At 72.2% G+C, this 23,102-nt stretch carries 25 protein-coding genes; 17 read left to right on the top strand and 8 right to left on the bottom strand.

The genetic code is table 11. From position 1 onward, the window contains the following. Nucleotides 1-57: 57 nt before the first annotated feature. Genes ruvX through OG570_RS45025 form a run of 4 tightly spaced genes read left to right on the top strand, consistent with a single transcriptional unit; the run spans nt 58 to nt 4,825 of the window. Nucleotides 58-486: a Holliday junction resolvase RuvX gene (gene ruvX, locus OG570_RS45040; RefSeq protein ID WP_230862612.1), complete on the top strand. Its 429-nt coding sequence runs from the start codon at nt 58-60 to the stop codon at nt 484-486. Then, the gene (mltG, locus tag OG570_RS45035; RefSeq protein WP_326954744.1) at nt 483-2,627 is read left to right on the top strand and encodes an endolytic transglycosylase MltG; all 2,145 of its coding nucleotides are present in this window, start codon (nt 483-485) and stop codon (nt 2,625-2,627) included. The genes ruvX and mltG overlap by 4 nt, the downstream gene beginning before the upstream one ends. A gap of 16 nt (nt 2,628-2,643) precedes the next feature. Continuing rightward, the gene (locus tag OG570_RS45030; protein WP_326960335.1) at nt 2,644-3,474 is read left to right on the top strand and encodes a shikimate dehydrogenase; all 831 of its coding nucleotides are present in this window, start codon (nt 2,644-2,646) and stop codon (nt 3,472-3,474) included. Between the two features lie 58 nt (nt 3,475-3,532). Further along, nucleotides 3,533-4,825: a GrpB family protein gene (locus OG570_RS45025; protein ID WP_326954743.1), complete on the top strand. Its 1,293-nt coding sequence runs from the start codon at nt 3,533-3,535 to the stop codon at nt 4,823-4,825. On the opposite strand, the gene OG570_RS45020 is transcribed toward OG570_RS45025, so the two are convergent. Both OG570_RS45020 and OG570_RS45015 read right to left on the bottom strand, forming a co-directional pair. Then, nucleotides 4,776-5,435, bottom strand: a complete 660-nt coding sequence (locus OG570_RS45020; protein ID WP_326954742.1) for a TetR/AcrR family transcriptional regulator — start codon at nt 5,433-5,435, stop codon at nt 4,776-4,778. The two genes, OG570_RS45025 and OG570_RS45020, sit on opposite strands and share 50 nt — an antisense overlap. A 25-nt stretch (nt 5,436-5,460) precedes the next feature. Further along, nucleotides 5,461-5,907, bottom strand: coding sequence for a hypothetical protein (locus OG570_RS45015; protein WP_247049113.1), 447 nt, complete (start codon nt 5,905-5,907; stop codon nt 5,461-5,463). A gap of 113 nt (nt 5,908-6,020) precedes the next feature. On the opposite strand from OG570_RS45015, the gene OG570_RS45010 reads away from it, so the two are divergent. Then, nucleotides 6,021-6,950: a D-2-hydroxyacid dehydrogenase family protein gene (locus OG570_RS45010; protein WP_326954741.1), complete on the top strand. Its 930-nt coding sequence runs from the start codon at nt 6,021-6,023 to the stop codon at nt 6,948-6,950. 198 nt (nt 6,951-7,148) lie between these two features. On the opposite strand, the gene OG570_RS45005 is transcribed toward OG570_RS45010, so the two are convergent. From OG570_RS45005 to OG570_RS44985, 5 genes are all read right to left on the bottom strand, one after another. Next, nucleotides 7,149-8,636 carry an alpha/beta hydrolase gene (locus tag OG570_RS45005; RefSeq protein WP_326954740.1) on the bottom strand — a complete coding sequence of 496 codons (1,488 nt, stop codon included), beginning with the start codon at nt 8,634-8,636 and terminating at the stop codon, nt 7,149-7,151. After that, a complete protein-coding gene (locus OG570_RS45000) occupies nt 8,633-9,448 on the bottom strand; it encodes a serine hydrolase domain-containing protein (RefSeq protein ID WP_326954739.1) in 816 nt (271 codons plus the stop codon). Before OG570_RS45000 ends, OG570_RS45005 begins: the two co-directional genes overlap by 4 nt. 80 nt (nt 9,449-9,528) lie before the next feature. After that, complete coding sequence (locus OG570_RS44995) at nt 9,529-9,795, bottom strand: HPr family phosphocarrier protein (protein ID WP_247049117.1); 267 nt, start codon at nt 9,793-9,795, stop codon at nt 9,529-9,531. 38 nt (nt 9,796-9,833) lie between these two features. Then, nucleotides 9,834-11,072 carry a PTS transporter subunit EIIC gene (locus tag OG570_RS44990; protein ID WP_326947792.1) on the bottom strand — a complete coding sequence of 413 codons (1,239 nt, stop codon included), beginning with the start codon at nt 11,070-11,072 and terminating at the stop codon, nt 9,834-9,836. Then, nucleotides 11,072-11,857 carry a GntR family transcriptional regulator gene (locus OG570_RS44985; RefSeq protein ID WP_326954738.1) on the bottom strand — a complete coding sequence of 262 codons (786 nt, stop codon included), beginning with the start codon at nt 11,855-11,857 and terminating at the stop codon, nt 11,072-11,074. Before OG570_RS44985 ends, OG570_RS44990 begins: the two co-directional genes overlap by 1 nt. Before the next feature lie 101 nt (nt 11,858-11,958). Here OG570_RS44985 and OG570_RS44980 point away from each other — a divergent pair, with 101 nt between their 5' ends. Both OG570_RS44980 and OG570_RS44975 read left to right on the top strand, forming a co-directional pair. Then, a complete protein-coding gene (locus OG570_RS44980; RefSeq protein ID WP_326954737.1) occupies nt 11,959-12,339 on the top strand; it encodes a PTS glucose/sucrose transporter subunit IIB in 381 nt (126 codons plus the stop codon). Then, complete coding sequence (locus OG570_RS44975; RefSeq protein ID WP_326947793.1) at nt 12,336-12,791, top strand: PTS sugar transporter subunit IIA; 456 nt, start codon at nt 12,336-12,338, stop codon at nt 12,789-12,791. The genes OG570_RS44980 and OG570_RS44975 overlap by 4 nt, the downstream gene beginning before the upstream one ends. Before the next feature lie 73 nt (nt 12,792-12,864). Here OG570_RS44975 and OG570_RS44970 read toward each other — a convergent pair whose 3' ends face one another. Further along, on the bottom strand, nt 12,865-13,302 hold the full coding sequence (locus tag OG570_RS44970; protein ID WP_326954736.1) for a QcrA and Rieske domain-containing protein: 438 nt from the start codon (nt 13,300-13,302) through the stop codon (nt 12,865-12,867). Nucleotides 13,303-13,414: 112 nt separating this feature from the next. Here OG570_RS44970 and OG570_RS44965 point away from each other — a divergent pair, with 112 nt between their 5' ends. The 10 genes from OG570_RS44965 (at nt 13,415) to OG570_RS44920 (ending at nt 22,989) form a co-directional block, all read left to right on the top strand. Beyond that, nucleotides 13,415-13,783: a hypothetical protein gene (locus tag OG570_RS44965; RefSeq protein WP_247049123.1), complete on the top strand. Its 369-nt coding sequence runs from the start codon at nt 13,415-13,417 to the stop codon at nt 13,781-13,783. A 4-nt stretch (nt 13,784-13,787) separates the two neighbouring features. After that, on the top strand, nt 13,788-14,300 hold the full coding sequence (locus OG570_RS44960; protein WP_305879311.1) for a sigma-70 family RNA polymerase sigma factor: 513 nt from the start codon (nt 13,788-13,790) through the stop codon (nt 14,298-14,300). Further along, nucleotides 14,297-14,962, top strand: a complete 666-nt coding sequence (locus tag OG570_RS44955; RefSeq protein ID WP_326947795.1) for an anti-sigma factor family protein — start codon at nt 14,297-14,299, stop codon at nt 14,960-14,962. Before OG570_RS44960 ends, OG570_RS44955 begins: the two co-directional genes overlap by 4 nt. 532 nt (nt 14,963-15,494) lie before the next feature. Then, nucleotides 15,495-16,097: an A24 family peptidase gene (locus OG570_RS44950; protein ID WP_326954735.1), complete on the top strand. Its 603-nt coding sequence runs from the start codon at nt 15,495-15,497 to the stop codon at nt 16,095-16,097. 269 nt (nt 16,098-16,366) lie between these two features. Then, nucleotides 16,367-17,554 (top strand): chorismate synthase, encoded by a 1,188-nt coding sequence (gene aroC, locus OG570_RS44945; protein ID WP_247049126.1) that lies wholly within the window; start codon nt 16,367-16,369, stop codon nt 17,552-17,554. Then, on the top strand, nt 17,551-18,075 hold the full coding sequence (locus OG570_RS44940; protein ID WP_247049127.1) for a shikimate kinase: 525 nt from the start codon (nt 17,551-17,553) through the stop codon (nt 18,073-18,075). Before aroC ends, OG570_RS44940 begins: the two co-directional genes overlap by 4 nt. Before the next feature lie 7 nt (nt 18,076-18,082). Next, the gene (gene aroB, locus OG570_RS44935; protein WP_326954734.1) at nt 18,083-19,192 is read left to right on the top strand and encodes a 3-dehydroquinate synthase; all 1,110 of its coding nucleotides are present in this window, start codon (nt 18,083-18,085) and stop codon (nt 19,190-19,192) included. Continuing rightward, a complete protein-coding gene (aroQ, locus tag OG570_RS44930) occupies nt 19,189-19,620 on the top strand; it encodes a type II 3-dehydroquinate dehydratase (RefSeq protein WP_326954733.1) in 432 nt (143 codons plus the stop codon). The genes aroB and aroQ overlap by 4 nt, the downstream gene beginning before the upstream one ends. Then, complete coding sequence (locus OG570_RS44925) at nt 19,617-20,534, top strand: GNAT family N-acetyltransferase (protein ID WP_326954732.1); 918 nt, start codon at nt 19,617-19,619, stop codon at nt 20,532-20,534. Before aroQ ends, OG570_RS44925 begins: the two co-directional genes overlap by 4 nt. 1,141 nt (nt 20,535-21,675) lie before the next feature. Further along, nucleotides 21,676-22,989 carry a beta-xylosidase gene (locus tag OG570_RS44920; RefSeq protein WP_247049131.1) on the top strand — a complete coding sequence of 438 codons (1,314 nt, stop codon included), beginning with the start codon at nt 21,676-21,678 and terminating at the stop codon, nt 22,987-22,989. Nucleotides 22,990-23,102: the final 113 nt, after the last annotated feature.

The raw sequence follows: 23,102 nt of genomic DNA, 5'->3' as shown, positions 1-23,102 counted from the left end.
AACCGCGGCCCGGATCGCCCCGGCCCCGGCGATCCGGGCCGTGGCCGGCGGCTCGGGGTGGATGTCGGATCCGTCCGGGTCGGGGTCGCTCTGAGCGATCCGGCGCCCGTGCTCGCGTCGCCATTGGTTACCCTCTCCCGCGATGCGACCGACGACAGTGATCTGGACCAGCTGGCCGCCCTCGTCACCGAGCACGAGGTGGTCGAGGTGATCGTGGGCTTGCCGCGCACGCTCGCCAACCGGCAGGGTCCGGCGGCCGAGCTGGCGATCGCGTATTCTGAACGTCTGGCCGGGCGCGTCGCGCCCGTGCCGGTCCGGCTGGGCGACGAGCGGCTGACCACGGTCACCGCATCCCGCATCCTCTCCCAGCGCGGGGTCAAAGGCCGCAAGCAGCGAGCGGTGGTCGACCAGGCCGCCGCCGTCGAGATCCTGCAGGCCTGGATCGACGCCGCTGCTGCGCACCGCGCCCGGGAGGGAGACCGATGAACGACGAGGAGCCTGAGCGCCCGCGAGGCCGCCGGAGGCTGCGGGAGCCGGAAGACGCGGCCCCGCCGCCGGCCCGCCGCGCGGATCCGCGTGACCCGCGGGCCGCCGAACAGCGCCGTGCGCAGCCGCAGAGCGGCTACCACGAGCTGCCCCAGCCGTCGCGCCGTCCGCAGCAGCCGAGCGACCGGCACGAGGTGCCGCCGCGGCGCGCGCAGCAGCAGCCGAGCGGCTACCACGATCTGCCGCAACCGTCCCGGCAGGGCCGGCCCGCCGAACCCCCGGCCGCCGACCCGCGCCGCGACGCGCCGCCGACCGGGCGCCGTCGCCGGCTCGAACCGCCGGACGCGCTGCCCCCGGTCGACGACGAGCTCGACCCGCAGGCCCGCCGGGCCGCCCCGGCGCGCGCCGCCCACGCCCGGCACGGCCTCGACGAGGGTTCGGAGGTCCAGGCCCCCCGACGGCGCCGCGCTCCCGAGCCGGAAGAGGCTCCCGAGCCGCCACGACGGCGTCGTCCGGCCCCGGAACCCGAAGAAGTGGCCGAGGCGCCTCGGCGTCGTCGCCCGGAACCCGAAGAGCCGGCCGAGGCCCCGAGACGGCGTCGCGCCGCCCCGGAACCGGTCGAAAGCGAGGCTCCGCAGCGCCGTCGTGCGGCCGCCGAGCCGCCCGCCGCCGCCCAGCCGCCCGCGCGACGGTCCGTCCAGCCGGGTGACCGCCCTGCCGGCGTGCCCGCGCCCGGCGCCGAGCCGCCGCGCCGACGCCGCCCGCCGCCCCCGCCGGTGCGCGAGGAGCCGGTCACCGACATCATCCCCGCGCAGACCGCACCGCCCCCGGCGCCCGAGCCCGTCCGCGCGCCGCGCGAGGAGCAGCCGGCCGGGGACGCCCTCTTCGCCGAGGACGAGTACGACGAGTACGCGGAGTACGACGACGACTACGACGGTGAGTACGCCGAAGACGGCTACGACGAGCCGGAGTACGAAGAGGACTACGACGACTACGAGGAAGAGCCGAAGAAGCCCCGGAAGAAGAAGGGCAAGCGCGCGCTCGGCTGGATCGCCGCGGTCGCGGTGATCGTCCTGCTCGCCGGCGGTGCCTACTACGGCTTCAACCGGTTCTTCGGCTACGAGGACTACGACGGCGCCGGCGACGGCGACGTCCTGTTCCAGGTCGACGACGGCGACTCGACGTCGGCGATCGGCGCCAAGCTGACGACGGCGGGCGTCGTCGCCAGCAGCAAGGCCTTCGTGAAGGCCGGCGCGGACAACCCGAAGCTGTCGAAGATCCAGCACGGCTTCTACGTCATGAAGTCGCACATGTCCGGGGCCAGCGCGGTCGACCGGATCGTCGCGCCGACCTCGCGGGTGGGGCAGCTGGAGGTCCGGCCGTACACGCAGTTCGACGACATCACCCAGCCCGACGGCAAGATCACGCCCGGCGTGTACAGCCTGATGGCGAAGGCGTCGTGCGCGCAGATCGATGGCAAGAGCACCTGCGTGACCACCGACGACCTGCGCAAGGCCGTCGACGGGGCGGACCTCAAGACGCTCGGCGTGCCCGACTGGGCGGTCGCCGACGCGAACAAGGCCGACCGCAAGGACCGCAGGCTGGAGGGCCTGATCGCGCCGGGCCTCTACGACGTCAAGCCCGGGGCGACCGCGCTCGAGATCATCGGCCAGCTGGTCCGCAGCTCGACCGAGGCGATCCAGAACGCCGGGCTGAGCCCGCAGTCGACCGGTCCGGGCATGACGCCGTACCAGACGCTGATCATCGCCTCGATCATCGAGCGGGAAGCGGTGAAGGCCGACTTCGGCAAGCTCTCCCGGGTGATCTACAACCGGCTGGCGATCAACATGCGGCTGCAGATGGACTCCACGGTCAACTACGTGCTGGACAAGCCGACCCTGCTGACCGACGAGACCGAGCGGATCAAGGCCGGGCCGTACAACACGTACAAGAACACCGGGCTGACCCCGACGCCGATCTCGGTGCCCAGCCCCGAGGCCATCCAGGCCGCGGTGCACCCGGTCGCGGGCGACTGGGTCTACTTCGTCAAGTGCGAGAAGAACGGCCTGTCCTGCTTCGCGGTGACGAACGACGAGCACAACAAGAACCGGGACCTGGCCAGGGATCGCGGTGTCATCTGAGCCGCGCAGGGCGGCCGTGCTGGGCAAGCCGGTGGCGCACTCGCTGTCCCCGGTGCTGCACGGCGCCGCGTTCGCCGCGCTCGGCCTGACCGGCTGGACCTACGAGCGCATCGAGACGGCCGCCGACGAGCTCCCGGCGCTGGTCGAGGGCCTCGGCCCGGAGTGGGCCGGGCTCTCGGTCACGATGCCGGGCAAGCGCGCGGCACTCGACCACGCGGACGAGGTGACGGCGCGCGCGGCCGCTGTCGGCGCGGCCAACACGCTGGTCCGCACGGCGAAGGGCTGGCTCGCGGACTGCACCGACGTCGAGGGCGTCACCGGCGCCCTGCGCGCGGCGGGCGGGTACAGCCCGTCGCCGTCGGACACGGCGATCGTGCTCGGCGCGGGCGGTACCGCGGCCGCGGCGGTCGTCGGGCTGGCGGCGCTGGGTGTGCGTCAGGTGCGGCTGGTCGTGCGGGAACCCGCGCGGGCCGGCGAAACCCTCGACGCGGCGAAGCGGGCGTCGCTCGACGTCGAGGTGCTGCGGTGGGCCGAAACGGACTTCGCGGCGCTGGCCGCCGAAGCCGCGGTGCTGGTGAACACCGTCCCGCCGGACGCCGTCTCGGCGCACGTCGCCGACCTCGCGGCCGTCGCGCACGTGCTCGACGTCATCTACCACCCGTGGCCGACGCCGCTCGCCGACGCCGTCGCCGTCCGCGGCGGCAAGCTCGCGACCGGGCTGGACATGCTGCTGCACCAGGCGTTCGGCCAGGCCGAGCACTTCACCGGCCGGCCGGCCCCGCGCGCGGCGATGCGTGACGCGCTGCGCGAAGCGACCGGGAACCTGCTGCCGCTGCCGATCGGGTAAACCGCTTGCCCCAGGTTGATATTCTGGCCGACTGCCTTGAACAAGGGGGTCTACCGGAATGACCAGTCAAGAAGCGCTGAACGACGACCAGTTGGAGAGCGCCTGGGTCGGCGGCGAGCCGCCCAAGCTCGACTCGACCGTGACGCTCGTCGACTACGACCCGGAGTGGCCGGAGGCCTTCGAGCGCGAAGCCGAGCGGATCCGCGGCGTGCTGGGGGAGCAGGTGCTCGCCCTGGAACACGTCGGGTCGACGTCGGTGCCCGGCCTGTGCGCCAAGCCGTGCGTCGACATCTACCTCGAGGTGCCGGACTCCGACGACGAGAGCGCCTACGTCCCGGCGCTGGAAGGTGCGGGCTACCGGCTCGTCATCCGCGAGCCGGACTGGGAGAAGCACCGCTGCTTCAAGGGCCCGGACACGAACGTCAACCTGCACACGTACTCGCCGGGCAACGGCCAGGCGGCGCGCTACCGGCTCTTCCGCGACCGCCTGCGGTCGCACCCGGAGGAGCTGGAGCTCTACGCCGCGAAGAAGCGCGAGCTGGCCGCGCGGGAGTGGAAGTACATCCAGAACTACGCCGACGCCAAGACCGAGGTGGTCGAGGAGATCCTCGGCCGCGCCCGCGCCGAGCAGTACGACGGCTACAGCGAGGCCTACGCCGAGCACGCCGGGAAGTCCGTCACCAACGCCCTCTACGACCGGCCCGCGATCGTAGAGCTGGCCGGGGAAGTCGAAGGCAAGCGCGTGCTGGACGTCGGCTGCGCGGCCGGGCACCTGAGCGCGCTGCTGGCCGAGCGGGGCGCCGACGTCGTGGGCGTCGACGCCAGCACGGGCATGGTCGCCGTCGCGCGCAAGAAGTTCGGTGACATCGCGCGGTTCGAGCACGCCGACGTCTCCCGGCCGCTCGACCTGGCGGACGGCTCGATCGACGTGATCACCGCGTCGCTCGTGCTGCACTACCTGAAGGACTGGGACGCCACCCTGGCCGAGTTCCGCCGGGTCCTGAAGCCCGGGGGCGCGCTGGTGTTCTCGGTGCACCACCCCGGCGAGGACTGGCACTGGTTCGACAAGGAGAACTACTTCGAGGTCGAGCTGCTCGAAGACGACTTCGGGCTCGGCGGGCGCCCGCACCCCGTCCGGTTCTACCGGCGGCCGCTGAGCTGGATGTTCGGTGCGGTCCGCGACGCCGGGTTCGCCGTCGACCGGCTGGTCGAGCCGATGCCGGTGCCCGAGGCCGACGAAGCCGACCCGAAGTGGGCGAAGAAGCTGCGGACGAAGCCGCGGTTCCTCTACTTCCGGGCGGTCAGTCCCGATTGGCCAGGTCTTGGATCAGGTCGACGATCTCCCGGCTGACGGGGCGGAACACCCGCAGCCGGGAGAGCGCGGCCAGCCGGGCGAGCAGCGGGACACTGCGCTCGACCAGCATCCTGCTGCGCTTCTCACCGGCCGAGCGGTCGTGCACCCAGAAGAGCACCACGCCCATCTGGAAGAGCCAGAGCAGCTCGGGCAGCTGCGCCCGCAGCTCCGGGTCGAGCTTGACGTCGGAGCCGTCGACGACCTCGCGCATCAGCTCGATCGAGGCGGTGCGGGCGGCCGAGGACTCCTCGCTGAACGGGCTCAGCGGGGACTCCGGGTCGGCCGCGTTGACGAAGAACTGCGTCCCGAAGCGGTGGTAGGGCTCGGCCAGCTCGAGCCAGCACAGCAGGACCGTCTTCAAGCGGTCGGCGAAGCGGGTCTCGTGCACGAGCTGAGCGCGGGCAGCGTCCAGGTGCAGCCGCGCGATCTCGTCGTAGAACCCCTGGATCAGCTGTTCCTTCGAGGAGAAGTAGTAGTACGCGTTCCCGACCGAGACCCCGGCCTCGGCGGCGATCGCGCGCATCGTCGTGCGGTCGTACCCGTTCTCGGTGAACAACCGCATGGCGGTGGTGACGATCAGGGACCGCGTTTCCTCGCTCTTCGGCACGGTCTGCACGTTAGCGGCGGGCACGTCAGGGCGCGGGGAAGGGCGGGACCTGCGGGCCCGGCGCGCCGGGGTAGGGCACGGGCCGGCCGGCGAACACCGGCTGCTGCGGTGCGGGAGCGGCCTTCGGGGCGAGGTGGCGGCGGCGGATGCCGTTGAACACCAGGACGTTGAACAGGTGCATCACGCCGAGCACGAGCGCGACGACGCCGACCTTCACCGAGACCACCTCGAACACCTGGCGGGCGGTGCCGACGTCGGCCCGGCTGGTCAGGAAGAGCGTCACGAAGCCGAGGCTGATCAGGTAGAAGCCGACGACCAGCAGCTGGTTGACGGCGTTGGCCAGGCCGGGGCTGTCCTCGAAGACCTGGGTGAGGAAGGTGCGGCCGTGCTTGCTGAGCGTCCGGGCGACGAGCACCGTCAACGGGATGCTGATCAGCAGGTAGAGCGCGTAGGCGACAACGACGGGTTCCATGGTCCCTCCAAGTTTTGAACGTGTTCAAGACAGACTGTAGGCCTTGTTTTGAACGCGTTCAAGAGAGCGGGGTCACGTCGGCCGGAAGAGCGTCGCCGGGCTACGGTGAGATCATGCGGATCGCCATTCTCGACGACTACCAGAACGTCGCCCTCACCTTCGGGGACTGGGACTCACTGGGGGCCGACATCACGGTCTTCACCGAGCCGCTGGACGACGTCGTCGAACAGTTGCAGGGCTTCGAAGCCGTCGTCGCGATGCGCGAGCGGACCCGGTTCACCGCCGAGGTCCTCGACCGGCTGCCCGACCTCAAGCTGCTCGTCAGCACCGGCAAGCGCAACGCCGCCATCGATGTCCCGGCGGCGCGGCGCAACGGCGTAGTCGTGACCGCCACCGGCTACATCGGCGAGCCGACGGCCGAGCACACGTGGGCGCTGATCCTCGCGGCGTCGCGCAACCTGCCGCAGGAGTTCCGCTCCATGCGCGAGGGCGGCTGGCAGACGAGTGTCGGCACCATGCTGCACGGCAAGACGCTTGGGCTGCTCGGCCTCGGCCGGCTCGGCGCGGGCGCGGCGAAGATCGGGCAGGTCTTCGGGATGGAGACCATCGCCTGGAGCCAGAACCTGACGCCGGAGAAGGCCGAGCCGCACGGCGTTACCGCGGTGTCCAAAGAGGACCTGTTCGCCCGCTCGGACGTGCTGTCGATCCACCTCGTGCTCAGCGACCGCAGCCGCGGTCTGGTCGGCGCGGACGAAATCGCGGCGATGAAGCCGGGCGCGCTGCTGGTGAACACCTCGCGCGGCCCGATCGTCGACGAAGCGGCGTTGCTCGACGCGTTGGGGCGCAAGGCGATCCGCGCGGCGATCGACGTCTACGACACCGAGCCGTTCCCGGCGGACCATCCACTGAGGACGCTCGAGAACGCGACGCTGACGCCGCACATCGGCTTCGTCACGCGGGAGGTCTACGAGATCTTCTACGGCGACGCGGTCGAGGACATCGCGGCCTACCAGGCGGGGACCCCGATCCGCGTCATGGAGTAAAGCGTGCGGCCCGCCGGGGCCCGAGGTCCCCGCACCGGCCCGGGCGGGCCCGCACCCCTAGATGACACCACCCGGCCCGCGCGCCGGGCAGGGCCGTTGGACCCTGCCCCGCGCGGCCATCCGGCTGAACGCGCGGCGCGGGTTGGTCGTGAGTGAGAAACAGTGTTCTAACACTGTTTTTCACTCACGACCGCGGTGTCAGGGGAACGGCACCGTGTCCGGGGCGCAGCTCGTCCCCGCCGTCGGCACAGCCAGGTCCGTCAGGTACCGGACCACCGCCGTCGTGGCGCAGGCGCTGTGGACGTCCAGGGACGTGTGGCCGTAGCCGTCGACCACCAGGACCCGGCCGTCGCCCAGTTCCGCCGCCGTCGCCTGGGCGTTGTGCAGCGGGGTCGCCGGGTCGAACCGGTTGTTCAGCACCAGCACCGGGTTCTCGCGCGCCCGGTTCCACGGGCCGGTGTACCGGTCGGCGTCGTGGGCCGGCCAGCCGACGCACTGGGCCATCGAGAACACCGCGCCGAGCCCGAAGTACGGCTGCCGCTTGCTTTCGCTCGCCGCGAGCGCCGCGTAGCCGGCCGGGGCCGCGGGGTTGTCGCTGTCGACGCACTGGACGGCCAGGAAGCTCGGGGAGTGCGTCGGCACGTACGGGTCGAGCACCGGCGCGGCGGCGCCCGGGTCCGCCGGAAGCGCGGAAAGGGTTTCCGCCAGGCGCTTCCACCGGCCGGACTGGTACAACGCGCTGTCGATCGTCCGCATCAGCGAGGACACGCCCGGCCCGCGTGACGCGTGGGCGAAGACGCCCGCGAACTTCGCCTTCGGATCACCGCCGGCGAACGCGCACTTCGGCCCGGCCGCGGCGCACACCGTGAAGAACTGGTCCAACTCCTGCTGCTGCGCGGCGGGGACGTCGGCGCGGACGTCGACCGGCTGCTGCTCCTGCCCCGGTTTCCCGGTGGCGTTCGCGACCAGGTCGAGCGTGCCGTCGAGGGTCATCGCGCGGACTTTGTCCGGGAACAGGTTCGCGTACGTGCCGCCGAGGTAGGTGCCGTAGGAGTAGCCGTAGAAGTTCAGCGCCGGATCGCCGACGGCCTGGCGCAGCAAGTCCATGTCCCGCGCCACGTTCGCCGTCGAGAGGTGGCTCAGCAGGTCGCCGGAGCCGGCCGCGCACGCCTTCCCGGGCGCCGCACTGGCCGCGAAGAAGTCGTCCGGCTGCCGCAACGGCGACGGGATCGCCGGCGGGTGGTCCGCGCCGGGACAGCTGATCGGCGCCGACCCGCCGATCCCGCGCGGGTCGAAGCCCACCAGGTCGAACCGGGCGCGCAGCTCGTCGGGGTAGCGCGCGGCGAACCGCGTCAGTTCGCCGACGCCGTCGGTGCCCGGGCCGCCGAAGTTGAAGAACAGCGAGCCGATCCGCCGCGACGGGTCGCTCGCCGGGAGCCGGATCACCGAGAGCGTGATCGCCTTGCCCTTCGGCTCGCGGTAACTCAGCGGCACGGACGCGGGCGAGCACTGGAAACCGCCGTGGCACGGCGTCCAGCGCAGCGTGGGCACCGCGGCGCCGTTGGTGCCGAGCGCCGGGGGAGCGTCGGCCGTCGTCGATTGCGGCGTCGACGACGGGGCCGGCGCGGCTTCGGGTGCGCTGCAGGCGGCGAGCAGGAGCAGTGACGCGAGGAGGAGCCGTTTCACGCGCCCAGGTCCGCCAGCACGGCGTCGGTGTAGCGCGGCCAGACCTCGGCGGCCCATGGCCCGAAGGCGCGGTCGGTCAGGGCGACGCAGGCCGCGCCGGCGTCCGGGTCGACCCAGAGGAACGTGCCCGACTGCCCGAAGTGCCCGAAGGTCCGCGGCGAGCTCGCCGAGCCGGTCCAGTGCGGGCTCTTGTGGTCGCGGATCTCGAAGCCCAGGCCCCAGTCGTTGGGTTTCTGGTGGCCGAACCCGGGCAGCACACCGGAAAGGCCGGGGAAGACGACGTTCGTCGCTTCGGCCACGGTGGCCGGGTCGAGCAGCTTCGGCGCCTGCAGCTCGGCGGCGAACGCGACCAGGTCGTCCACAGTGGACTCCGCGCCGGACGCGGGCGAGCCGTCGAGGGTGGTGCCGGTCATGCCGAGCGGCCCGAACAGGGCTTCGGCCTGGTACCGCGCGAACGGGATGCCGGAGTGCTCGGCCAGCGCGTCGGCCAGCTGCTCGAACCCGGCGTTGGAGTAGAGCCGGCGGGTGCCCGGCGCGGCCATCGCCTTGTGCGCGTCGAACGCGAGCCCGGAGGTGTGGGACAGCAGGTGCCGCACGGTCGAGCCCGCGGGGCCGGCCGGGGTGTCGAGCTCGACGACGCCCTCTTCGATCGCGATCAGCGCCGCGTAGGCGGTCAGCGGCTTGCTGACCGAGGCCAGCCGGAACTTCCGCGTGGTGTCGCCGTGGCGGCCCACGACGGTCCCGCCGGTGGTCACCACCGCCGTCGCGGCGTTGTCCACCGGCCACTCGTCGATCAGGCGCACGCTTTCCATGCGTCCACCCTACGAAACGCCGCGAAGGCCCCCGCACCGGTGTCGGGGACCGGTGCGGGGGCCTTCGCGGTGGGTGTTACTCAGGCGTCGAGGTCGGTGGCGACCAGCTGGGCGACCGCTTCCACGGCCTCCTCGGCGCCCTCGCCCTCGGCGCTGATGACGACCTCGTCACCGTATCCGGCGGCGAGTGTCATCAGGTTGAGCACGCTGCCGGCGGCCACCGGGGTTCCCCCGGCCTTGGCGATCTGCACCGCGACGGGCTGCGCCGCGGCCGCCTTCGCCACCAGCGCGGCCGGCCTGGCGTGCAGGCCCACCTTGCTCGCGACGGCGACGCGTTTCTCCGGCATGTTCGTCCTCTCGCTACGGGGTTACGTCGTTCTCGATGTTACTTCGCGGCCGTCGCATCGAGGTCGGCCTGGACGGCTTCGTCCTCGCGACCCGGCGTGCGCAGGTTCCACTTGGTGATCACGAAGCGGAACACCACGTAGTAGATCACCGCGTAGACGAGCCCGATCGGGATCAGCAGCCACGGCTTCTGCGCGGCCGGGGCGTTGAAGTTGAGCAGGTAGTCGATCGCGCCGGCCGAGAAGTTGAAGCTCTGGTGGATGCCCAGCGCGTTCGTGAGGGCCAGCGAGGTGCCGGTCATGACCGCGTGGAACAGGTACAGCGGCCACGCCACGAACATGAACGAGAACTCGATCGGCTCGGTGACACCGGTGAGGAACGAGGTCAGCGCGCCGGCGATCATCACACCGCCGACGACCTTCTTCTGCGCCGGACGGGCCGTCTGCCAGATGGCGAGGGCCGCGGCGGGCAGCGCGAACATGAAGATCGGGAAGAAGCCCGTGGTGAAGGCACCCGCCGACAGCTTGCCCGCGACGAAGTTGTTGATGTCGCCGCCGTCGAAGATGAACCACACCGGCACGTTGAGCAGCTGGTGCAGACCGACCGGGATCAGCAGCCGGTTCAGTGCGCCGTAAATGCCGCCACCCACGATCGGGGAGGCGGTGACCGCGTCACCGGCGGCCTGGATGCCCTGGTCGACCCAGTGGAAGACCAGGCCGAAGATCACGCCGAGGATCACCATGACCAGCGCGGTGATGATCGGGACGAACCGGCGGCCGCCGAAGAACGCCAAGTAGGCCGGCAGCTTGATGCGGTGATAACGCTGCCACAGCAACGCCGCCACGATGCCGACGACGACGCCGGCGAGTACGGAGTAGGGCCACTTGATCGGCGCGAGCTCGGTCGCACCGGCCTTGTAACCGGGGAGGTCGGTCAGCGGGGCGAACACCTGGATGACGGCGCTGAAGACGAAGAAGCCGACAACGGCGGCGACGGCGGTCGAGCCGTCACCCTTGCGGGCGAAGCCGACGGCGATGCCGACCGCGAACAGCAGGGGCAGCCAGTTGAACAGCGTGCCACCCGCGGCGCCCAGCACCGAGGCGACCTTGTTCCAGCCCAGGCCGTCCTTGCCGAGCATGTCGTCCTGCCCGAAACGCAGCAGGATCCCTGCCGCCGGGAGCACGGCGATCGGGAGCATGAGGCTACGGCCGAAGCGCTGAAGACCGGCAAGACCGCTGCCGCTCTTCTTCGTCGCCCCTTCCGCGGTGGTGGAGCTCATCAGGAACCTCCATAGTGGGGTGGGGTACCGGATTCCGGGGTGTTCCGGTCCAACTGCATGGTCACCTGGTAGTGATCTCCCCGGTACCAGGACGTGATGTCTTCGATCGGGTCGCCGTTCGCGCTGGAGACCCGGCGGAACACGAGCAGGGGACTGCCGGCGCGCATGCCGAGCAGCCGGGCCGTCTCGCGGTCCGCTCCTTCGGCCCAGACCGTCTGCCACGCCTGGTCGGGACGCACGTCGTACGTCTCGGCCAGCTGCGCGTAGAGCGACTGGGTCAGGTCGAGCTCGAGCAGGCCGGGAGCCCGGCCCGCGTGGTACCAGCCGCGTTCGACGGCGAGGGGTACGCCGTCGGCGTGGCGCAACCGCACGAGGTGGTGTGCGGTTGCGCCCTCGGCCAGGCCGAGGGCGTGCGCGGAGGCGGTGGGTGGGACCTCGGTGGCCGCGGAGACCACCTCGGTCGTCGGGGTCAGCCCCCGCCGCCGCATGTCGTCGGTGAACGACATCAGGTAGAGCTGCAGTTCCATCCGCCGGGCCGCGGTGAAGGTGCCCTTGCCGCGGACCCGGGCGAGCAGGCCCTCCTCGACCAGCTTGCCGATCGCCGACCGGACCGTGAGCCGCGACACGCCGTAGCGCTGCGCCAGCTCGCGTTCCGACGGGATCGGCGCGCCCGGCGGGAGCTCGCGCTCCACCGTGCGGCGGAGGATCTCCCGCAGCTGGGCGTGCTTGGGCGTGGGCCCGTTGACGACCCGGTCGGGTGGCGGGACGTGCGCGGCCGCGCTCATCGGCGTCACCCTCCTCGTTCTCGGTCCCCGGGGACCGGTGCTCGCGTCCGGTCCGGAACATTGGTACGTTCCGGTCTAGACCAATGATCTGATGGGGCAGGATGCTCCGCCGCGCGGACGGGTGTCAACCCACCGTTATCCGTTCGTGGCCCGCGGCGGCGTGCATGCCGACGAACGGCGTAGTACAGGTGGACACGCGGTTCGCGTCAGGTTGGGAACAAACAGTGAACAAGGAGACCGCGATGGCGGATGACAGGCCGGAAAAGATCCTCGCGGCACTCGGCGGCGCGGGCAATCTCACCGAGGTCGAGGGCTGCATCACACGGCTGCGGTGCGAGGTCGAGGACATGGGCCTCGTCGACGAGGCGGCCCTGAAGAAGGCCGGCGCGATGGGCGTCGTCAAGATGGGGAGCACGGCGCTGCAGGTGATCGTCGGGCCGGAGGCGGACACGATCGCCAGCGACATCGAGGACCTGCTGTGACCCTGGAGATCCTCAGCCCGGTCGCCGGGCACGTGGTGGCGATCACCGAGGTCCCGGACCCGGTGTTCGCGCAGGCCATGGTGGGTCCGGGCATCGCCGTCCAGCCGACGGGTGGCCGTGCGGACGCGGTTTCGCCGGTCGACGGCACGATCAAGACGCTGCACCCGCACGCCTTCGTCGTCCAGACCGACGACGGCCAGGCCGTGCTCGTGCACCTGGGGATCGACACGGTGAAGGAGAAGGGCGAGGGCTTCACGCTGCACGTCGTCAAGGACGAGCAGGTGCGGGCCGGGCAGCCGATCGTCAGCTGGGACCCGGAGGCGGTGACCGCGGCGGGCTACTCGGCGATCGTGCCCGTCGTCGCGCTGGACGCCGGCGCGGAGGTGCTGTCCGGTTTGGACGGCGACCGCGACGTCACGGCGGGCGAGCGCCTGTTCGCCTGGGACGCCTGAGTCGGTTTTGTCACACGGAGGGCCCTTGTGGACGATCACCGTCCACAAGGGCCCTTCGCTGTCTCCCGGCCCGTCAGCCGGTGACGACCTTCCCGTTCTCGACCTTCACCGCGACGGCCGGCAGCGGCTTGTTCGCCGGTCCCTGCTTGACCTCGCCGGTGAGGGCGTTGAACACCGAGCCGTGGCACGGGCAGACCAGGTCGGCGCCCTTCGGCGCGACGGTGCAGCCCTGGTGCGTGCAGATCGCGCTGAACGCGGCGACGGCCGAGTCGGAGGTGCGGGCCACGATCACGTCGGAGCCGTCCGGCGCCTTGGCCGCCTTGGCCTGGCCGACCGGGACGTCGGTGAGCGCCACGAGCGGGGTACCTGCGGCGATGGGCGCCTGAGCGGTTCCCGACTTCGAGTCGTCCGAGGATCCGCAGGCGGAAAGCGCGACGGCGCCCACGGCGACACCGGCGACTGTGGCACCGGTGGTGAGGACGGTGCGGCGGGAGTGCAGTTCGGCAGTCATGCCTCTTAAACGAGATCGACATCGCTTCGGTTCAATTCCCACCGGGGCGGGTGAACCGGAACGCCCCCTGTTCCGTGTATTACCCGAGTGGGTGTGGAGCGGAGGAACGATCATGGTGGGTTGGGTTCTGCGGATCGTCACGGCGGTGGCGCTGCTGGGTTCGGCGGGTGTGCACTACGTGCTGTGGACGGAGGACTACCCGGGCATCGTCGGCCCGCTGTTCCTGCTGGACGCGATCGCCGGGCTGGTGCTCGCGATCGCCGTGCTGGCCTGGCGGCACTGGCTGCCCGCGCTGGGCGCGTTCGGTTTCGGGGCGCTGACGCTCGGTGCGTACGTGCTGGCCGCGACGGTCGGCTTCGCCGGCAACCACGACCAGTTCAACAGCCAGCCGGAGTACTGGGGCGTGATCACCGAGGTGATCTGCATCATCGGCGGGCTGGCGCTGATGGTCGTGAAGGACCGGCGCAAAGTCGCGGTCTGACCCCGTGGGCGAAGTCGCGGAGGACGCGCTGATGCGCGCGCTGCACGAGGAGCACGCGGCCGCGCTGTGGTCGTACGCGCTCCACCTGACCTCCGGGGACCGGATCCGCGCCGAGGACGTCGTCCAGGAGACGCTGCTGCGGGCCTGGCGGTCGACGACGGTGCTGGACCAGTCCCAGGGCTCGGCGCGGGCTTGGCTGTTCACGGTCGCGCGGCGGATCGCCATCGACGGCTGGCGCTCGGCGTCGGCGCGCTCGGAGGTGATGACCGACCAGCCGCCGGAGCGGGCCGTCGCGGACGGCACCGACCGCGCCGTGCAGGGCTGGCTGGTCGCCGAGGCGCTTGCGGAGCTCTCGGAACGGCACCGCGAGGTGCTGGTGCTGTGCTACTTCCAGGGGTATTCGGTCGCGGACGCGGCGGTGCGGCTGGGGGTGGCCGAGGGGACGGTCAAGTCGCGCACGCACTACGCGTTGCGCGCGCTGCGCCTGGTGCTCGAGGAGAGGGGGGTGACCCAGTGAGTGAAGACCCGTTCGCGACGTTCGACGCCGCGTACGTGCTCGGGGCGCTGTCCCCCGAGGACCGCCAGCGCTTCGAGCAGCACCTGCGCGGCTGCGAGCGCTGCGCGGCCGCGGTGCGCGAGCTGGCGGGCCTGCCGGGGCTGCTGGCCCAGAGCGGCCCACCGCAGGTCAGCGCGGTAGTGGACGCCGGTCCGCCACCGCCGGACCTGCTGTCGTCGGTGCTGAAGCGGGTACGCCGCGGCCGCCGCATCCGCAACGCGGTGACGTCCCTGTCGGCCGCGGTGGCGGTGGCGGCGTGCGTGGCGCTGGGAGTGGTGGCGGCATTACCCGCGCCTGCCGCTCCGGCTCCCGGCCTCGGCCCGCAGCCGCTGGCGCTGACGGCCCTGGGCCAGTTCCCGGTCCGCGCCGACGCACGCCTGGGCGTCCACGAGTGGGGCACCGAAGTCGACATGTCGTGCAGCTACACGGGCGGCCACAGCGGCGGCGACTACGCCTTGGTGGCCATCGGCCGCGACGGCAAGGAGACGCAGCTGGCAACGTGGAAGGCCCTGCCGGACAACACGGCCCGCATCGTGGTGGGCACGGCGTTGAAGACCCCGGACATGGCGGCGCTGGAGGTCCGCGGTGGAAGCGGACGAGCGTTGCTGCGGCTGAGTTTGTGAGCTCGTGAGGCTTCGGTGGCTCATCCGGGACGCAGGGGGTCCCGGATGAGCCACCTTCCGCAGGGGTTTCGGGCTTTCGGCCCGCCATCCGGTGCGGTCACACCGGTCCGGCCACCCAGGCACAGCCCGGCCGCACCTGGCCTCCGCACTTCCTGCCGACCCGGTCGCGTTGTTCTGCCGCACCCGATCGCCCGGCCCTGTCACCAGCAGGCTCGGGCAGCTCAAACGCTCGCTTCGATCGGCCGCTCCCTCGGCCGTTCGCAGCTTCCGAAAACACCGTGAGTGCTTCGCAGGCCTTCTGAGCATCGGCCCAACCCAGCCACAACCTCCGGCACTCTCTCGCCCGTCCGTTTCGCCGGTCGTGAGTGGTAATTCGGGTTAGAACCCGAATTACCACTCACGACCCGCGACCTGTGCCGCCGTGCCCAAGCTGTCGCCCACAGGAGTGAAACCACCGCCAAAGCGTCGCGAACGGACCGTTCGTGACGCCCGGCATTTGCCCTGGTCAACTCGCCCGCAGCAGGCTGGTGAGGTGATCTTCTTCCTAGTCGCAGCCACCGCAATCTCCGCGCCGATCGCGGCCTGGGCCCTGAGGCGAGCGGCCGCCCCGATCCCGGTCGTCACCGCCGCCGGTCTGACCACCCTCGGCGCCACGGCCGTCGCCGTCCGCTGGCTGACCGACGGCTGGCCCGGCTGGTGGCTCCCGGTCCCTGCACTGCTGACCGTCTTCGCGGTCCCGCTGGCCCTCGCCGACCTGCGCCACCTCAGGCTCCCCGACGTGCTGACCCTGCCCGCGTACCCCCTCTTCGGCGCCGCGATCGGCGCGGCCGCCCTGGGCGGCGGCGGACCGTCGCTCGCCATCCGAGCGGCGGTGGGCGCACTCCTGTTCGGCGGCGCACACGCGGCGATCCACCACTTCGCCCCGGCCGGCCTCGGCGCGGGCGACGTGAAACTGTCCGGCAGCTTGGGTGCCGTCCTGGGCGCGGCGGGCTGGCCCGCCCTGATCCTGGCGACGCTCGCGGCCGCGCTGATCACCCTCGCCATTGCGGCTGTCAGCCGGAAGGACCGCGTCCCGCACGGACCGGCCCTCCTCGCCGCGGCGTGGCTGTGTGTGCTGTTCCCGCTCGCGTTGTGACGGCCCGGCTGCTTGCCGTGGTCTGGCGACGCTCGCGGTGTCGGCAGGCCCGCGTCCCTGGCCTCCTCGCCCGGGGCCTGGCTGTGCGTGTTCTTCCCGCTTGCGTCGTGACGGGGTCACGCCACCCGTCCCGCACCCCGCCGCGGCAACCCTTCGGCGGAGTGGCCATCCGCCGTCCGGATGTGTGCGCTTGTCCCTTCCTGCTGTCTCTGCCGGAGGGGCCGGGGCGCTGCTCCGGTCCCCTCGGCGCCCGTGACAGGATTGAGGACATGTTGCGCTGGATCACCGCAGGTGAATCGCACGGACCCGCGCTGGCCGCCGTGCTCGAAGGCATGCCCGCCGGGGTGGAGGTCACCACCGCCGACGTCACCGGGCAGCTGGCCCGCCGCCGGCTCGGTTTCGGGCGCAGCCCGCGGATGGGCTTCGAGACCGACCACATCGCCTTCCTCGGCGGCGTCCGCCACGGGCGCACCCAGGGCGGCCCGATCGCCGTGCAGATCGAAAACGCCGAGTGGCCCAAGTGGGAACAGGTCATGGCGGCCGACCCGGTCGACCCGGAGATCCTCGAAGGACTCGCCCGAAACGAACCGCTCACCCGGCCGCGGCCGGGCCACGCGGACCTGCCGGGCATGCAGAAGTACGGCTTCGACGAGGCGCGCCCGGTCCTGGAGCGGGCGAGCGCGCGCGAGACCGCGTCGCGGACCGCGCTGGGCACCGTCGCGCGGAACTACCTGCGGCAGCTGCTGGGCGTCGAGATCCTCAGCCACGTCGTGTCCATCGGCGGCGCGGACGCACCCGAAGGCCCGCTGCCGGTCGCCGCGGACCTGCCCGCCATCGACGAGAGCCCGGTGCGCGCCTTCAGCCAGGAAGGCACCGACGCGATGGTCGCCGAGGTCGACGCCGTGCGGAAGGCGGGCGACACCGTCGGCGGCGTGATCGAGGTCATCGCCTACGGCCTGCCGCCGGGCCTCGGCTCGCACGTCCACTGGGACCGCCGGCTCGACGCGCGGCTGGCCGGCGCGCTGATGGGCGTCCAGGCGATGAAGGGCGTCGAGGTCGGCGACGGCTTCACCACCGCCCGCCGCTGGGGCAGCCAGGCGCACGACGAGATCGACCGCGGCTCCGGCCCGGTCGGCGTCACCCGCCGGTCCAACCGCGCGGGCGGCCTGGAGGGCGGCATCACCAACGGCGAGCCGCTGCGCGTGCGCGTCGCGATGAAGCCGATCTCGACCGTCCCCAAGGCACTGTCCACTGTGGACGTCCGGACGGGCGAGCCCGCGGTCGCCATCCACCAGCGCTCCGACGTCTGCGCGGTGCCGCGCGCCGGCGTCGTGCTGGAGTCCGTGGTGGCGCTGATCCTCGCGGACGCCGCGCTCGAGAAGTTCGGCGGCGACTCGCTGATCGAGAGCAAGCGCAACGCCGAGGCGTACCTGAAGGCCCTCGAGGAGCGCTGGTGAGCCCGCGCGCGGTCATCGTCGGCCCGCCGGGCTCGGGCAAGAGCACCGTCGGGCCGCTGCTGGCGGAGACGCTCGGCCTGGTCTTCCGGGACAGCGACGCCGACATCGTCGCCCGCACCGGGCGCAGCATCTCCGACATCTTCGCCGAAGACGGCGAAGCCGCTTTCCGCGCGCTGGAAGAGGAAGCGGTCACCACCGCGCTGGCGGAGCACAGCGGAGTGCTCTCGCTCGGCGGCGGCGCGCCGCTCACGCCGGGCACCCGCGCCCGGCTGGCCGCGCACACCGTCGTGTTCCTCAACGTCGGCCTCGCCGCCGGGGTGCAGCGCACCGGGCTGTCGAGCGCGCGGCCGCTGCTGGCCGGGGTGAACCCCCGCGCCACGTTCAAGAAACTGCTCGACGAGCGCGTGCCGGTCTACCGCGAGGTCGCCACCGTCGAGGTCGTCACCGACGACCGGACCCCCGCCGAGATCGTCGCGGACCTCGCCGCGGGGCTCGTCGTCCCCGCCGAAGCCAAGGAGTGAGTCACCCGTGTCCGAACCGGTGCGCATCACCGTCGCCACCGCCCGCCCCTACGACGTCGTGGTCGGGCGCGGCCTGCTCGGCGAGCTCACCGCGCAGCTGGCCGACGCCTCCAAGATCGCGCTGATCCACCCGCCGACGCTGACCACCACCGCCGAGGCCATCCGCGAGGAGCTGGTCGCGGCCGGCCTCGACGCGCACCGCGTGGAAATCCCGGACGCCGAGGACGGCAAGGCCCTCACCGTCGCCAGCTTCTGCTGGGAGGTGCTCGGCCGGATGGGGCTGGACCGGCGCGGTGTCGTCGTCGGCCTCGGCGGCGGCGCGGTCACCGACCTCGCCGGGTTCGTCGCGGGCACCTGGATGCGCGGCGTCCGGCTGGTCAACGTGCCGACGACGCTGCTGGGCATGGTCGACGCCGCCGTCGGCGGCAAGACCGGCATCAACACCGAGGCGGGCAAGAACCTCGTCGGGGTGTTCCACGAGCCGAGCGCGGTGTTCGTCGACCTGGCGACGCTGGAGACGCTGCCGCCGAACGAGCTGGTCGCCGGGATGGCGGAGGTCGTCAAGACCGGCTTCATCGCCGACCCGCGGATCCTCGAGCTGATCGAGGCCGACCCGGCAGCGGCGCTCGACGCGACCGGCGACGTGCTGGCCGAGCTGGTCCGCCGGTCCATCCAGGTCAAGGCCGACGTCGTGGCCGCCGACCTGCGCGAGTCCGACCTCCGCGAGATCCTCAACTACGGCCACACGCTCGGTCACGCCATCGAACGCCGCGAGCGGTACCGGTGGCGCCACGGCGCCGCGGTGAGCGTCGGCTTGGTGTTCGCCGCCGAGCTGGCCCGGCTGGCCGGGCGGCTCGACGACGCCACGGCGGAGCGGCACGCGGCCGTCCTGAAACTGCTCGGGCTGCCGACGACGTACGACGCCGACGCGCTGTCCCAGCTGCTGGAAACCATGAAGGGCGACAAGAAAACCCGCTCCGGCGTGCTGCGGTTCGTCGTCCTCGACGGCCTCGGCAAGCCCGGCCGGCTCGAGGGCCCGGACCCGTCGCTGCTCGCCGCCGCGTACTCGGCGATCGCCGCGGACACCCCGAAGAACAGCGGGAGCGTGCTGCTGTGAAGGCGTTCGTGTTCAACGGCCCCAACCTCGGGCGCCTCGGCAAGCGCGAGCCGTCGGTCTACGGCTCGACGACTCACGACGACCTCGCGGCGCTGTGCGTGAAAGCCGGCGAGGAGCTCGGGATCGAGGTCGAGGTCCGGCAGACCGACCACGAAGGCGAACTGGTCGGCTGGCTGCACGAGGCCGCCGACGGCGGCCACCCGGTGGTCCTCAACGCCGGCGCCTGGACGCACTACTCGATCGCGGTGCGCGACGCCGCCGCGCAGCTGTCCGCGCCGCTGATCGAGCTGCACATCTCGAACGTCCACAAGCGCGAGGCGTTCCGGCACCACAGCGTGCTGTCGGACATCGCGACGGCGGTGATCGCGGGCCTCGGCGTCGACGGCTACCCGTTGGCGTTGCGCTGGCTCGCCGCCCACCCGGCATGAGCCTGCCGACGCTGACCACCGCGCGGCTCACCCTGCGTCCGCTGGTCGAAGCCGACCGCGAGAGCGTCGTGAAGGTGTTCTCCGACCCGGAGATGAGCCGCTACTTCGCCGCGGACTTCTCCGACCCGGCCGCGGCGAGCGAGATGGTGGACCGCCGCCTGGCCTACGACGGCCCGGCCGGCCAGGGCCACTGGGTGATCGAGCGCGACGGCGAGGTCATCGGCGTCGCGCACCTGCGCCCGTCGTCCGAACTACCGGGCGGCGTGCCCGAGCTGGGCTACTACGTCGCGAGCGCGCACGCCGGGCAGGGCCTCGCGTCCGAGGCCGCTCGCGCGGTGCTGGACCACGGGCTCGACGGCCTCGGCCTGCCCGCGGTCTGGGCACTGGTGCACGAGAACAACGCGGCGAGCCGGAAAGTGGCCGGGCGCTTGGGTTTCCTCGACGTCGGCAGCGGCGTCCACTACGGCGACCTGCACCGCGTGCTGGTCGCGCTGCCCGCCACCCACGGGCGCCCGCACCACATCGAACTGTGGGTACCGGACCTGGGGGCGGCCGAGCGAAGCTGGGGCTGGCTCCTGGCCGAACTGGGCTGGCGCGAGTTCCAGCGCTGGCCCGCCGGAGTCAGCTGGCGCCTGGGTGCCACGTACCTGGTGGTCGAGGCATCACCCGCCATGAGCGCGCCGGACCACGAGCGCACCCACCCCGGCTTGAACCACCTGGCACTGCACGTGGACACCCGCAAACTGGTAGACGCCTTGGCGGCCCGCGCACCCGACCACGGCTGGAGCCCGCTGTTCGAGGACCGCTACCCACACGCGGGCGGCGACGCCCACTACGCGGCCTACCTGGAGAACAACGCCGGTTTCGAGGTCGAACTGGTCGCGATCGAAGGCCCACAGCCCAAGCGAACCTGACCCAGCCACCCGGGCCGCCAGGCGCCCGGGTGCCGCGCGCGGTCAGATGGCAAACCCCCGCCGGCCAAGGGAAGTGACCTGTGCCGGCGACGGCCGCCGGGCAGGGGAGTGGCTCGGTCGGCCAGGTGCCGCAGGCGGCCGGGGTGCCGCGGGCGGGTCAGATGGCGAGCCCGCTGGCCAAAGTAAGTGGCGCGGCTCCGGCACGCGATGAAGGCCGCCGGTCAAGAGCGGCGGGCCGCTTGAAGCGGCGGGCGGGCCCAAGCGCGGGCGGCCGGTTCAGCGCGAACAGAGAAAATAGCTCGGGCTGGCGACGGATGCCGTCGGCCGAGGAAGTGGCTCGGCTGGGCAGGCGATGACGGCCTTCGACCAAGGGAAGCGGCTCGGGTTGACGACGGATGTCGCCAGCCAAGGAGGTGGCTCGGCGGAGCAGGCGACGAAGCTGCCTGCCGAGGGAGGTGATTGGGGCGGCGACGGCCGCGGGCCAGGGAAGTGGCTCTGTCGGCCAGGTACCGCGGGCGGCCGGGTGTCGTGGACGGCAAGATGACGAACCCGCCGGCCAAGGTAACTGCTCGGCCGAGCTGGCGACGAAGGCCGCCGGCCGAGGGAATCGACCTCGCTTTAAGGCCGGGACAGCCGTCCGCCCGGTGCTTGACTCCGCTGGGACAAGTGGCGAATGCCCGCCCATCGAGCCCGGGGACAAGATGGTCTGCCAAAGGCGTCGCACATCGGCGAGGCCGGTCCGGTCGATGGGCCCGCCGATCGAGCGTCGTGACCTGGCCGGACCGGCGGCCGTCCGCGGGCCGGTGATCGAAAACCGCTGGCGAGAGCCTTGTGACTAACGATCTTCAAGCGTCAACCGGCCGCGATCGGGGGACCGTCGACGGGGAGTGTCCTCACTCGGGTGGGTTGGGTCTCGCTACACTTCGGCGTCGTGAGCCCGTTTCGTCGTGGGGGTCGGCGACCCGCTCGTGCCCTTCTCGCCGGCGTGCTGGCCGGGCTCCTGCTCGCGGGCTGTACCGAGGGTTACGCCCAGCCTCAAGCCGCCGGGGACAAGCCCGCCATCGCGGGGGGTCAGACCGCCGATCCGTCCCGGCCCACCGATGTCAAGCTCGCTTCGGGTGACCCCCGGCAGAGTGGCGGTGTGATCGCCGCCGGGGGCGCGGATGCCGTCTACAACTACGGGCCCACCGTGATGCTCGACCGCGGGCAGACCCGGATGTGGTGGTGCAGCCAGTACGGCGGCGCCGGCCCGCCCGGCGACGACATCCTCTACGCCCAGGCGCAGTCCATGGACGGCCCGTTCACCGGGCCCGGCGGCGGCATCCCGGCCGCCGTCTTCTCCGGTGCGCCCGGGAACTTCGACGGCATGCACACCTGCGACCCGTCGGTGCTGCGCGTCGGCTCGACTTACTACCTGTACTACACCGGCGCGGCGGGCGACCACGCGCTCGGCAACGCCGTCGGGCTCGCGACCAGCCCCGACGGCGTCCACTGGACCCGCGCGGCCGGCGGGAAACCGATCCTCGGGCCATCGCACGATGTGCACCGCGCCAACGTCTACGGCGCCGGCCAGCCCTCGGCCGTCTACCTCGACGGCTGGTTCTACCTGATGTTCACCGACACCACCGGCCGCGCCGCGGGCTGGAACGGCGCCGGGCAGTTCGTGCTCCGCTCGCACGACCCGGCGTTCGCCGCCGGGGTGCAGGCGCTTGACGTCGGCGGATTCGTGCCGGTGGCGTCGACCGCCACCCCGCGCACGCGCTCGGTGGTCGACGGCTTCAGCGCGGACCTGATGTGGGCCGGCGCGCTCGACGCGTGGGTCATCGCGCACGAGACCGACGACGGCACCACGCTCACCTTCTGGACGGCCGACTTCACCGAGCACCCGTTCCAGCCGGTCGTGATCGCCGGGCCGTGGAAGGAAGGGCCGGGCCTGGTCCGCCGCTCGGACGGTCACGCGCCGTTGTCGACGGCCGACCCGTGCGACCGGGTGCCGTTCGACGTCGTGCGCGCCACCGCGATCGGCGGGGCGGCCGCGCCGACCGGCCTGCGGCACTACGGTCTCGACCTGCTCGGCAGCCAGGCCTGCGGGAATCCCGGCCGGGTGGCCGCGACGTTCGACGGCGTCACCATGCCGTCCCCGGAACGGACGATGGACCTGGTCCGGGCCGGGAAGCGGGTGCGGGTCGACCGGCGCGTGGTGGCGCTTTCGCTGGCCGGCGAGCTGCTGGACAAGGCGCCGCCCGCGGTGGCGGTGCTGCCGGTCGCGGCGCGGCTCGGCTCGGGCGCCGAAGCGGTGCAGACACCGGGACGCGGGTTCGCGCTGGTCCTCGACGACCACCGCCTGTGGCGGGTACCGGACGGCGGCGTGGCGCTGAACAACGGCTCACCACCGCACACCGTCACGACGGCGCAGTGGGACGGCTACGCGCCGGGCCCTTCACTCGGCGGCTGAACCCGGCGAGACGGCGCAACGCCGGGTTGCGGACGGCCGAGCCGGGCCCTCCCGGGACGGGGCCGCCCGGCCTGAGCATTGGCGGACTCGGTAGTGCCGGGTTCAGTGGTGCT

The organism is Amycolatopsis sp. NBC_01286 (genome assembly GCF_035982555.1).
In the GTDB taxonomy this organism is placed as follows: domain Bacteria; phylum Actinomycetota; class Actinomycetes; order Mycobacteriales; family Pseudonocardiaceae; genus Amycolatopsis.
This window is presented reverse-complemented; position numbering and strand designations above follow the sequence as displayed.